10 protein-coding genes and 1 pseudogene are annotated in these 12,052 nt (G+C 66.4%); 7 read left to right on the forward strand and 4 right to left on the reverse strand.

The genetic code is table 11. The features are described from left to right. Positions 1-43: 43 nt before the first annotated feature. Positions 44-1,513: an aldehyde dehydrogenase (NADP(+)) gene (locus AB0L65_RS04550; protein ID WP_364240217.1), complete on the reverse strand. Its 1,470-nt coding sequence runs from the start codon at positions 1,511-1,513 to the stop codon at positions 44-46. Positions 1,514-1,617: 104 nt separating this feature from the next. Here AB0L65_RS04550 and AB0L65_RS04555 point away from each other — a divergent pair, with 104 nt between their 5' ends. The 3 genes from AB0L65_RS04555 to AB0L65_RS04565 all read left to right on the forward strand — a co-directional run bounded on the left by AB0L65_RS04555 (position 1,618) and on the right by AB0L65_RS04565 (position 4,763). Then, positions 1,618-2,874, forward strand: coding sequence for a glucarate dehydratase family protein (locus tag AB0L65_RS04555; protein WP_364240218.1), 1,257 nt, complete (start codon positions 1,618-1,620; stop codon positions 2,872-2,874). Beyond that, entirely contained in the window at positions 2,871-4,157 is a 1,287-nt protein-coding gene (locus AB0L65_RS04560) for a hypothetical protein (RefSeq protein WP_364240220.1), read from the forward strand. Before AB0L65_RS04555 ends, AB0L65_RS04560 begins: the two co-directional genes overlap by 4 nt. A gap of 108 nt (positions 4,158-4,265) precedes the next feature. Then, complete coding sequence (locus tag AB0L65_RS04565; protein ID WP_364240573.1) at positions 4,266-4,763, forward strand: DUF402 domain-containing protein; 498 nt, start codon at positions 4,266-4,268, stop codon at positions 4,761-4,763. A gap of 23 nt (positions 4,764-4,786) precedes the next feature. On the opposite strand, the gene AB0L65_RS04570 is transcribed toward AB0L65_RS04565, so the two are convergent. Then, entirely contained in the window at positions 4,787-5,209 is a 423-nt protein-coding gene (locus AB0L65_RS04570) for a hypothetical protein (RefSeq protein ID WP_364240221.1), read from the reverse strand. Between the two features lie 238 nt (positions 5,210-5,447). On the opposite strand from AB0L65_RS04570, the gene AB0L65_RS04575 reads away from it, so the two are divergent. Beyond that, positions 5,448-6,224 (forward strand): phosphotransferase, encoded by a 777-nt coding sequence (locus tag AB0L65_RS04575; protein WP_364240576.1) that lies wholly within the window; start codon positions 5,448-5,450, stop codon positions 6,222-6,224. Positions 6,225-6,639: 415 nt separating this feature from the next. Here AB0L65_RS04575 and AB0L65_RS04580 read toward each other — a convergent pair whose 3' ends face one another. Both AB0L65_RS04580 and AB0L65_RS04585 read right to left on the reverse strand, forming a co-directional pair. Then, positions 6,640-7,281: a response regulator transcription factor gene (locus tag AB0L65_RS04580; protein ID WP_364240223.1), complete on the reverse strand. Its 642-nt coding sequence runs from the start codon at positions 7,279-7,281 to the stop codon at positions 6,640-6,642. Further along, positions 7,278-8,474, reverse strand: coding sequence for a histidine kinase (locus tag AB0L65_RS04585; protein ID WP_364240225.1), 1,197 nt, complete (start codon positions 8,472-8,474; stop codon positions 7,278-7,280). The genes AB0L65_RS04580 and AB0L65_RS04585 overlap by 4 nt, the downstream gene beginning before the upstream one ends. A gap of 113 nt (positions 8,475-8,587) precedes the next feature. On the opposite strand from AB0L65_RS04585, the pseudogene AB0L65_RS04590 reads away from it, so the two are divergent. From AB0L65_RS04590 to AB0L65_RS04600, 3 genes and pseudogenes are all read left to right on the forward strand, one after another. Then, positions 8,588-9,226 (forward strand): annotated as a pseudogene (locus AB0L65_RS04590) (ATP-binding cassette domain-containing protein); the annotation flags it as partial. Between the two features lie 77 nt (positions 9,227-9,303). Next, positions 9,304-10,068: an ABC transporter permease subunit gene (locus tag AB0L65_RS04595; protein ID WP_364240227.1), complete on the forward strand. Its 765-nt coding sequence runs from the start codon at positions 9,304-9,306 to the stop codon at positions 10,066-10,068. Positions 10,069-10,815: 747 nt separating this feature from the next. Continuing rightward, a complete protein-coding gene (locus tag AB0L65_RS04600) occupies positions 10,816-11,592 on the forward strand; it encodes an ABC transporter permease subunit (protein WP_364240229.1) in 777 nt (258 codons plus the stop codon). The last annotated feature ends 460 nt before the right edge of the window (positions 11,593-12,052 follow it).

The following is a 12,052-nucleotide window of genomic DNA, read 5'->3' on the forward strand; positions in this document are numbered from 1 at the left end:
TCAGTGCGCGACCACCATCACCCCCATTTCGGGAGTGACCCGCTCACACCTCCAGACGACCGTCAACCCTCCGCGGAACGGACAGCGGGTTGTCGTCCTTGAGCTCGTCCGGCAGCAGCGCCTCCGGCCAGTCCTGGTACGCCGTGGGCGCCAGCCACCGATCGATCGCCGTCGCCCCGACGGAGGTGGACGTCGTGGTCGCGGCAGGCCAAGGACCGCCGTGCTGCATCGCCCAGCACACGGCCACCCCGGTCGGCCACCCGTTCCAGATGAGCCGGCCGGCCTTCCTCCCGAGCACCTCGACGACCTCGCCGGCCTCCTCGGGATCGGTGCCGTGGACGGTCGCGGTCAGCGACCCTTCCAGCCGCTCAAGCACGGGCCCCAAATCGGAAATTTCCCGATACGTCACCACGATCGACGCCGGCCCGAAGCACTCCTCGGCGATCCGCGGCAGCTTCTCCTCGAACGTGTCGAGATCGGCGGTGAACACCTTGGGCGTGACCGCCCAGCTCCCCTCCCCAGGCTTGCCCTCGGCCAGCAGCTGCAGCTCGCCCAGCCGCTCGACACCGCCGACGTACCCGTCCCTGATCCGCTCGGCCAGCATGGGGCCACCGCTGGTCCCCTCGACCGCCTCGGCCAGGGCCTTGCGCAGCTCGTCACCCTCGGGCACGAACATGAGCCCGGGGTTCGTGCAGAACTGCCCGACCCCCAGCGTCAGCGACCCGGCGAACCCCGTGGCCACGTCCTTGGCCGGCGCGGAGGGCAGCACGACGACGGGGTTGACGCTGCCCAGCTCGCCATAGAACGGGATCGGCACCTCCCGCTCGTCGATCAGGCGCTGGATCGCCTTGCCCCCGGCCACGGACCCGGTGAACCCGGCCGCGACCACCCCGGGGTGCTGCACGAGATCGATCCCCGCCTGCATGCCCTGCACCAGACCCAGCAGATCGGGGTACGGGAGCGCGCCACGAACGATCTTCGCCACCCGCTCGGAGGTGTTCGGGTGCCCGGGGTGCGCCTTGACGACCACCGGACATCCCGCTGCCAGCGCGGACGCCGTGTCACCACCGGCCACCGAGAACGCGAACGGGAAGTTGCTGGCCGCGAACACGGCGACGACGCCCGGCAGCGCGTGCTTCATCCGCCGTACGTCGGGCCGGGGCGGCGCGAGCGAGGCATCCGCATGATCGATGATGGCCTCGACGTAACCGCCGTCCCTGAGGACCTGGGCGAAGAGCCGGAACTGTCCCGCGGTACGCGCGACCTCGCCGCGCAGCCGTACCTCGCCGAGCGCGGTCTCCTGGTCGGCGAGCTGCCACAGCTCGTCCACGTGCGCGGTGAGCGCGTCGGCGACGGCCTCGAGCGCGAGCGCCCGCTCAGCCGCCGGAGTCGCCCGCCAGGCAGCGCCGGCGGCGGCCGCGGCGGAAACGATCAAGTCGACCCCGGCACTGTCGGTCTCCGGCAGTGCGGCGCCAACGGTCCCGCCGGTCCTGGGGTCGTGTCCGTAGATCATCGAAAGGCCCTTCCGAGCTTGACACTTCTTCAGCTTGATTCTTACAGTTGCGGCAACTTGTCCACAAATCTGGCTATTGTTCACATATCTGGACGGCGGTCTAAATGATCATCAGACAGATCCACGTCACCCCTGTCGCCTTCCGGGATCCGCCGCTTCTGAACGCCGCCGGAGTCCACGAACCGTGGGCCCTCCGTACCATTGTCGAGGTCGTCACCGATGAGGGCCTGACCGGGTTGGGGGAGACCTATGGGGACCTCGGGCACCTGGGCAAGGTACGCGAGTGCGCGCAGGCCCTGATCGGCCTCGACGTGCACGCCACGAACACGATGTACGCCCGGATCAGCGCGATCGTCGGCCACACGGTGACCGACCTGCACGGACTGACCGGTGCCGCCACCAAGGAGAAGAGCATCGACCGGGTCTTCTCCCCCTTCGAGGTGGCTTGCCTCGACATCCGGGGCAAGGCGGCCGGTGTCCCGGTGAGCGATCTGTTGGGCGGCCGTGTCCGGGATGCGGTGCCGTACAGCGCGTACCTCTTCTACAAGTGGGCGGGCCACCCCGGCCAGGACCCCGACCGGTTCGGCGCAGCCTTGGACGAATCGGGTCTCGTTGAACAAGCGTCCCTCCTCATCAAGGAATATGGCTTCGAGTCCATCAAGCTCAAAGGCGGCGTTTTCCCTCCCGACCAGGAAATAGCGGCAACCCGCGCGCTTCACGAGGCATTCCCTGGGGTTCCCCTCCGCCTGGACCCGAACGCCGCCTGGACGGTCGAGACCTCGATCCGCGTGGGCCAGGAACTGGAAGGCACCCTCCAATACCTGGAGGACCCCACTCCCGGTATTGCCGGCATGGCGGAAGTGGCCGCCGCCGTCCCCATGCCGCTCGCCACGAACATGTGCGTGGTCACCCATGAACACCTCCCTCCCGCCATCGCCTCCCGCGCGATCGGCGTGCTCCTCCTGGACCACCACTACTGGGGCGGTCTCGTACGTTCCGCGCATGTCGCCACCTTGTGCGACACATTCGGCCTGGCGCTGTCCATGCACTCCAACTCCCATCTCGGGATCAGCCTGGCCGCCATGACCCATTTGGCCGCCGCCACACCGAACCTCACGTTCGCGTGCGACACGCACACCCCCTGGCAGGATGGCCAGGACGTGGTCGCGCCCAGCGTCCTGCGCTTCGTGAACGGCGCCGTCCCCGTGCCCACCGGCCCCGGCCTCGGCGTCGAGCTCGACCGCGACGCGCTGGCCGTCATGAACGAGCAGTACGAGACGTGCGGGATCTCCGCCCGCGACGACACGAGTTACATGCAACGCTTCGAGCCCACCTTTTCCGCAAGGAGACCGCGCTGGTGAACGTGGCCTACGTCTACCCCTGGGACATCGTCGGCGACCCCTCCGCCCCCGACCGCCTGGCCGGCCTCGGGGTGGAGGCGGTAGCTCTGGCAGCGAGCTACCACTCGACGAGAGCGGCCACGCCTTACCACCCGTCCCATCGCGTGCTCGACGTTCCCTATCCGGCCTTCTACCTGCCGATCCGCCCGGCGTCCTGGTCCCGCCTGGTCCCCGCGACCCCCACCTGGACCCCGGAGGACGCGTACCTCCAGGCCCGAGACGCTCTGAAGGCGGTCGGCCTCCAGGTACACGCCTGGACCGTCCTGACTCACAACTCCCACCTGGGCACCGCGAATCCCGACCTGGTCGTACGCAACGCCTTCGGCGACCCGTACCCGTACGCGCTCTGCCCCGCCCACGAGGACGTCCTGGAGTACTGCGAGCTCCTGGTCAAGGAGATCCTCACGGTGGGCGAGCCGGACGGCCTCATCCTGGAGGCCTGCGGCCCCATGGGCTTCGGCCACCAGAGCGTCCACGAGAAGACCTCCGGTGCGGACTGGACACCCGCCGACTCGGACCTCCTCTCCCTGTGCTTCTGCACTGCCTGCGCCGACCGCTACCCCGCAGACACCCGAGACAGAGTCCGCGCCACCATCGACCGCACCCACCCCACGCAACCCACCCCAGCCCCCACGACCGGCCCCACCACCGCCGCCACCAGCACCACGATCGGCAGCAGCACCACGATCGGCACCACAACAGCCGGCAGCAGCACCACGGCCAGCGCCACAACAGCCGGCACCAGCACCACGGTCGGCGCCACGACTCCCAGCACTCACCCCCTCACGATCGAACAGGCTCTCGGCGAGCTGACCGACGAGGTACGCGCCGTTCGCGTAGACCTGTCCGACTCTCTCCGCCACCGCCTGATCGCCATCGCCCGCAACACCGCCCCCAACACCCCCATCACCCTGCACGCCAACCCGAACCCCTGGGCAGCAGGCGCCTTCGCACCACTGCCGTCAGGCGAACCGGGAGCAGACGTGCTGGTGGCCAACTGCTGGGGCGACCCCGCCACGGACGCCACCCGCCTCGCCCAGCTCAAGGGCCTGTCCACCCCCGGCCAGCGAATCGGTGCCTACGTCCTGGCCCTGCCCCCTCGTCCGGCCGACGCCGCGGCCCTGGCCGACCAACTCCGTACGTACGCCAAGGCAGGCGCGACCGAGTTCCACCTGTACCACGCCGGTCTGGCCTCCCCACAGCGCCTGGCCGCCATCACAGAAGCTCTACGCCAGCACGCCTAACACGACAAACCCAGCCACCCGAACACCCGCCGAGAACCGAACAGGGCCCTGCGCAATACGCAGGGCCCTGAACACTGAAGCCCCCGCACCGCAGATAAGTTGCCATACGTGACCAATGTGCGAATTGTGTACCGAAAGTACGGCGGAGCGCTGCACTGGAACCACCCCGGCCAACTGCTGGGCGAGGACGAACACGGAGTCTGGGCCGAAGTCCCCGGCGGAACGGTCGCCCGCAAGGGCGAGGGCCCCCCGGTCACGTGGGAGACCACTGCGATCATGCTGTTCCCTCGAAACGCCTGGTGGACTGCGTCCTTCAACGCACCACCCCACCGAAGCGAGATCTACGTCGACGTCACGACCGTCCCCGAGTGGAGAGACGGCGAGGTGACGATGCTCGACCTCGATCTCGACGTGATCAGGATGCGAGACGGCCGGCTCATCCTCGACGACGAAGACGAGTTCGCCGAACATCAGGTCCTCCTGGGCTATCCCCCCGAGCTCATCACCCAGGCAGAAGCCGCTGCCCGCTGGCTACTCGACGCAGTAGGCCACAGAAAGGGCCCATTCGGCGGCGCCCACCTCGAATGGCTCACCAGAACCACCTGACCAACTCACAAGAACCCACACCGTTACACCCCACCAAGCCTTACAACCACCGAGAAAAACCACACCAAAAGATCCACCAACAACCCCTTTTCGTCCCAATACGGCACAGGCAACGCACCGATCGTGAAGCCTGGCGACGACCTTGCAGAGATGCTCAGCCTTGAACGGGCTACAGCGATGCTTCTACAGCCTGGGCCTTTCGCGCGGCTTCTACAGCCTGGGCCTTTCGCGCGCTCGTCGAGACAGCGGAGCTTGGCGTGGTCGCAGCCGGCCTGGGCGTAGGTGTCACCGTTGGACAGGCGGGCCAGCACCAGTAATGCCTGCTGGCCAGAGGTGAGCTTGCGCCATCGCGAGCCGCCGGCGGTGCAGTGGCGGCGGACGATGATGCTGGCGAAGTGCGCCAGGGAGCGGCATGACACCGATACTGCGGCGCAGTAGAACAGCACACGAAGCTCCTGGAACGGTGTTGCTCTTGGTCGACAACCCATCTACCAGGGGCTCGCTATTTGTGATCAAGCCGGGTGATCCGCAATCGGGTCATGACCTGCACCTTCAGATGAGAAATACCTCACTGCTCGATCCGTCAGCGGTCGGTGGCGTGCACAAGGCCGCCGGGCAGGCCCACGCCGCCGACGCCGGAGTGGATCAGCCGCGCAGTCGCACGCGATAAACCCGGTGACGTCGATGGTCATCCCCGCGATAATCGCCGACGTGGAAAAGGTCGAGGTCGAGGTCGAGGTCGTCGTCGCCCATCGCGAGCGCGCAACCCTGCGCGTCGGTGACGTGTTCCTGAAAATCGACTCCGATCAGACGCGCATTGACGTCGAGGTCGAGGCGATGGCTATGGCGCCGATCCCGACTCCGGAGGTCCTGTGGCGAAAACCACCCGTGCTCGCGCTCGCCGCTCTCCCAGGCACGGCACTCGGCCGCCTCGGAGAGCCATCGACCGCGTCGCCGGCGGCGTGGGCCGCGGCGGGTGCCGCCGCACGGATGCTGCACGACGCGCCACTGCCGCCATGGCCCGGTCGGAGCCTCGACGAGATCGCATCGCACCTCGACAGCGAATGCGAATGGCTCGTCACGAACAGTGTCCTTCCCACCGACCTGGTCACGCGCAACCGCCAGGTTGCCGAGGCTGCGCTCCGGCCGTGGACACCGGTATTCACGCACGGCGATCTGCAGATCACCCACATGTTCGTCGACGGTGACGAGATCACCGGCGTGATCGACTGGTCCGAGGCGAGCCAGGGCGATGCCCTGTTCGACCTCGCCACCTTGACGCTCGGACACGAGGAGCACCTTGGCGACGTCGTCGCCGGCTACGGCACCGACGTCGACCTCGACGTGATCCGCGCGTGGTGGTCGCTGCGAAGCCTGCTGGTGATCCGCTGGCTGGTCGAGAACGGCTTCGACCCGTTCTCACCAGGCTGCGAGGTCGACGTGCTGAGATCCCGGCTGTAAGGCTGCACGAGCCCGACGGCTACGAGTGCCGTTCTGCCGCATCGAGCGGGCCATCTTCTGAAGCGCGTCGCCTGCCGGACCGACGAGGTCATGGTCCTCGAAGATCACAGGCAGCCGGTCGACGACATCGGAAGCCGACGCATGACTCAAGTCGAAGCTGCGCCTCAGCTGAGGACCAGCAACTGCCTCGAACAGACCCAGGATGAAAAACCTCACCACCGCCCGGCCCTCACCACCGCGCCGCATCCCACCACCGCCCGGCCCTCACCACCGCCCGGCATCTCGCTAAGACGTCACCCGAGACCCTGACCCCCGAGACCTCAGCCAATTCCTCAAACAAGGCCGCTAATATCGCCCTAGCAAGCCCCGACAGCTCCAACATCAGCTCCGTGACTCGACCCCGGCGCGCGCAAATTTAGCCCGCAGCGGAAACGAGCCCACTCTCATATGCCGCAATAACAAGCTGCGCCCGATCCCGAGCCTCCAACTTGGCCAGCAACCGAGTGATATGAGTCTTCACCGTAGCCAAGCTCACCTGAAGATATTCCGCGATCTCCCCATTGGACAAGCCGCGCGCGATCAACATCAGAACCTCGCGCTCCCGCTCCGTAACCCCGTCCAACCCCTTCACCCGAGGCAGAACCGGTGTACGCGTGAACTCCTCAATCAGCCTGCGCGTAACCGTAGGCGCCAACAAAGCTTCCCCGCTCGCGACCACGCGAATAGCGGCGAGCAAATCCGCAGGCGGCGTGTCCTTCAGCAGGAATCCGCTAGCCCCAGCCCTCAGCGCATCGTAGACATAAGAATCGAGGTCGAACATCGTCACGACAAGCACTCGGGAAACATCCCGGAGGCGCCGAGCGGCCTCGATCCCATCCATTTCGGGCATTCGAACGTCCATAAGCACGACATCCGGCCGCAGCTCCAAAGCGACAGTAACAGCCTCCACCCCAGTGGCCGCCTCACCGACAACAGCCAGATCCGGCTCGGAGTCCACAAGCACGCGAAAACTTCCCCTGAGCAACGCCTGATCGTCGGCGATAACGACCCGGATCACGAGACCTCCTCATAAGGCAGTTCGGCGAAAACACGAAACCCTCGGCCAGAAAGGCGCCCGGCTTCGAACGTCCCGCCGTACATCATGACCCGCTCCCGCATTCCGATCAGACCATGCCCGGTGCCGGCAGCAGACGACGTACGACTGCCAGTCCCGTCATCCACCACCTCGATCCGTACTTTCTTGCCATCGGCGACCACGGACACCCGGCAGCGAGCGCGCGCGGCATGTTTGATGACATTCGTCAGCGCTTCCTGCACGATGCGATAAACCGACAGCCCCACGCCCTCAGGCATCCGCCCTCGCCTGCCGGGCTCCCCTTCTCCGCCCCCATCGCCGTTCCCGATCCGTACCTCGAGCCTGACCTCGACCCCGGCCAGCCGAGCCTGCGCCACCAGCCCTTCGATCCCCGCCAGACCAGGCGCGGGGACAAGGTCAGGCTTGGATGAAGATCGAAGCACACCGAGCAAATAGCGCATCTCAACCAGCGCGCTCCGACTGGCCGTCTCGATCACACGCAGCGCGTCATGCGCCTCGTCCGGCCTGGTCGCCATCACGTGATTGGCCACGCCGGCCTTGACGGCGATCAATCCCACACTGTGTGTGACCACATCGTGCAGTTCGCGAGCGATCCGTAAACGCTCCTCCGTCACCGCCTGCGCCGCCAACCGCTCAGCGTCGCGGGCCGCGTAGAGCCTGCGCTCCTGCACGGCCCGGCCGACCGTCCAAGCGCCGCCCAGCGCTGCGATCCCCATGAGTGGCTGGTCGAGATTCAACAGCCATCCCGGAGCGGTGTCACGCGGCGCACCTGCTAGAGCCAGGCCAAGAACCGTGACCAGGCTCAACCCGCCGATGGCCGACGTCGGGACCACGGCCCCGAACCTGTCGGAGAGGGCGACTATATATAGCGCGTACGCAGGCGCGAGGTAGGCGAACCCCACGGCGTCGACCAGCGCGGCGAAGACGGCGACCACAAGCGTGAAGCAGAAGACGGGCAGGGGCCACAGCCTTCGCAACCCCAGCGGCAGCCCCAGCCAGAAAGGGATGGCGATCCTCATCCAGGGCGGCAGCGCGGTGGCGTTCACCGCCACCGTGAAAGAGACAAAGGCAAAGCACATCCCCGCCGCCAGATCGAGCATGATCAGCTGGCCACGGCTCAATCGCCTGGCGAAGAAGGGATGGGTGTCGTCCACGCGTTGAACGGTAGCCGCTGCGACGGTCTCCTCACGTCAACCCAGGGTCTGACCTTGAGATTCGAACCGTGGTCCGACGCGCGGGCGGCCCACCGTCCCGCATCCTTTACCGCGTGATCGAACTCCAGCACCTCACGAAGCGCTACGGCGGCACCCTCGCCGTGGACGACCTGTCGTTCAAGGTCGAGCCGGGTCACGTGACCGGCTTCCTCGGCCCCAACGGCGCGGGCAAGTCCACCACGATGCGCCTGATCCTCGGCCTCGACGCCCCGACCTCCGGCCAAGCACTGGTCAACGGGCGCCGATACACGTCGATCGCCAAGCCGATGCACGAGGTGGGCGCTCTCCTCGATGCCGGTGCCGTCCACGGCGGTCGCAGCGCCTACAATCACCTGCTGTCCCTGGCCCGCACCAATGACATCGGCCCTACGCGCGTGGCCGAGGTGCTCGACCAGGTCGGCCTGGCAGGCGTGGCCCGAAAACGGGTGGGCGGGTTCTCACTCGGCATGAAACAGCGGCTCGGCATAGCGTCGGCGCTGCTCGGCGATCCGGCCGTGTTGATGTTCGACGAGCCAGTGAACGGCCTGGATCCAGATGGCGTGCGCTGGATCCGCGACCTCATGCGTTCTCTGGCTGCCGAAGGTCGCACGATCCTGCTCTCCAGCCATCTGATGAGCGAGATGGCCCTCACCGCCGAACGCATCATCATCGTGGGCCGTGGCAGGCTGATCGCCGAGGCCACCGTCGCGGAGCTGACAGCGCGCTACCCCTCGCTAGAAGACGCCTACATGGCCCTGACCGCCGGAAGCGTGCAGTACGGAGCATCCCGATGAAAGCGGTCCTCTCCGCCGAATGGCTGAAGCTGCGCTCAGTGACCTCCACCTACCAGACGCTGGGCACGGCGGCCCTCACAGTGCTCCTGGGCGTGGCCTGGACGCTCTATGTGAGCGGCCTGGCCGACGAGCGGGGCGAGCTGCGGGCAGCGGCCCCAGAGCAGGGCTTCCTTCCGCTCGTCCAGATCAGTCTGGCGGTGCTGGGCGTGCTCGCGATCACTTCCGAGTACGCCACGGGGACGATCAGCACCAGTCTGATCGCCGTCCCGAGACGCGGCACATTACTTCTGGCCAAGGCCGGCATCGTCGGCCTGGCCACGTTGACAGCCGCGAACGCGGTCCTCCTGGTCACCTATTCGGCGAGCCGCTTGATAGCGAGCGGTCACGAGCTGGGCTTCAACAACACCTCGATCACCGACGACCTGCCCATGCTGCTCACTTCCGGCCTGTCGGTGACCGCCCTGGCGCTGGTAGGACTCGGCCTCGGCACCGCGATCCGCTCAACAGCGGGAGCAATCGTCTCGATCGTGGCATTGCTGTTCGTGCTACCAGGTGTCGTCAACTACTTGCCGCCGCCCTGGAACACCCGCGTGGCCACGCTCCTCCTACCGAACCTCGTCCCCCAAATAGCCGACCAGCGCCTCTCCTCGCGCTTGGGCGACGGTCTCCTGCCTCCCTGGGCCGCACTTGCCGCCCTCCTCGCCTATCCCCTCGTCGCCCTCGCCATCGGCTACTACCAACTCAACCGAAGAGACGTCTGAGTCCTCCCTCCCCTTTTCCAGAACGAACACCACAGACGCCGCCACACAAACAAGCCATGGTCCGATAGAGCGCCATCAGCTCCGAAACGAGCGCCCATACAGGCGCGCTCCCACGCGAACTGAAATACCCGTAGGAGCATCCGGCGCCAGAAGTGACACGAGCATCCGCTACGCCACGATCGAGCACCACAGACGTACTCTCACCACGGAAGCGCGGGCTGCGAAGCCGCCCTCACCGCTGGAGCGCGAACAGCGAAGCCCGCTCTAAGCACTGGAGCAAGGACACCAAAGCCCGCTCTCGCCACATGAGCGGCCAGTGAAACGAACGCTCTCGCCCGAAGGACGCACGAGCGTTCGAGCATCCCCGCACCAAGAACCAACGACCATGAATGCCCAACCGCGGCAACAGCATGCTTTCGCCCTACGACGGGACGCTTGTATGAGCATCCCCCAGCAGCAGGAAGAGCCGCTTGCGTGAGCGTTTCCCTGAGGAGCGGCGGCACGCTCTCGCTCAAGCGTCCTCAGTAGGCGCTATAACGACGGCTGCACGAGCTTCCTCACTGTCACCTGACCGAACGTTCCCACACCACGGCAATGGCCCTGGGAACGCAAGGCCGAACGAACGCTCCTGCCTCAGGAACAGGCGTAACGAAGCATTTCCCTCACGAACGGACCCACCCGCATGACCACACTCATCCGAAGAATGGGTACCCCCATCGGCATCCTCAGCTCGAAGCGGACGGAAGCATGAGCGTTCTTACCTCGGAATGGCTGAAGGTACGTTCCCTCCGCTCCACGCGCCTGATTCTCGGCCTCAGCCTAGGCACGGTTGTCTTGGGGTTCGCACTCGCCATGATGGCCGCCAACATGTACGACACCGCCCCCGCCACCCGGCGACCCGGCGCTCGGATCGCGGATCTGGAGGAGGTGATCGTGATCGTGCCCCAACTGTGCATGGGCGTCCTGGGCACGCTTGCCATCACTTCCGAATACGTGACCGGCTTGATCAGAACGAGCTTGACCATCGTCCCGCGCCGCTGGCCCGTCCTCCTCGCCAAATCCGCCATCGTCGGCACGCTGGGCCTGATCATCGGCTTGGTGACGGTCTTCGGCACCTACTTCGTCACCCGATGGGTGATAGGCCACCGCTTCTCCGGCGCGTACACCGACGCCTTCATGGACCGACTGCCACTCCTCACTGCCATCAGCCTCACGGTGCCTACGTTCGCGTTGCTCGGCTTGGGCTTGGGCGCGCTCTTCCGTTCGACCGCCGCCTCGATCGCCACCTTGGCCGGCCTCGTCTACGTGATCCCCATAATCATCGGCAACATCCCGGAGCCATGGAGCGAACGCCTCGGCTCTGTGATGATCGGTGCACTTCCCCGCGAGATCACCGGCGACCTGATCACCACATCGGTATACGGCTCCCTTCTATCTCCCGCAGCGGCCGCCGCAGTGCTGATCGCGTACGCAGCGTTCCCATTGGCAGTGGCCGCGTGGCTGGTAAGCCGGAGGGACGCCTGAGATGTCCGCCCTGAGGCCTTTGATGCGACCACCCCATCACCACGTCAGGCCGAGCGCCACTTCTCGGCTCAGACGCGCCTGGCAACTCGTCCGCCGCATCATCGGTCTCCCAAGGACACGCCGCAACACCGTCGCAGTGGCACCCACAGGACAAGCAAGCGTGCCCGTTCACCGTGCACGGAGGCGCCGGCAGAATCCATGGGCTCCCCGCTTCCTGGCAAAGCGAGAAAGACCAGTCGTCCTCAACATCCGATCTGACCAGCACGCCATCGGTCTGCCACGCACGAAAGCGCCAGAACAGCTCAACCATCTCCGACAGCCAACAACGCCCAACGAATCGGGCCGCTCACAACACCGCCGACCCTCCGCAGCCAAGGTTCCTGCCACCCCTTGGGGCGCCCACCAGCGCCAAAGCCACCAGCCGCACTCACGAGGGGCAAGGACGGCCGGAACAGCAGGG

This window comes from Nonomuraea sp. NPDC052116 (genome assembly GCF_040680035.1).
Lineage (GTDB): Bacteria > Actinomycetota > Actinomycetes > Streptosporangiales > Streptosporangiaceae > Nonomuraea > Nonomuraea angiospora_A.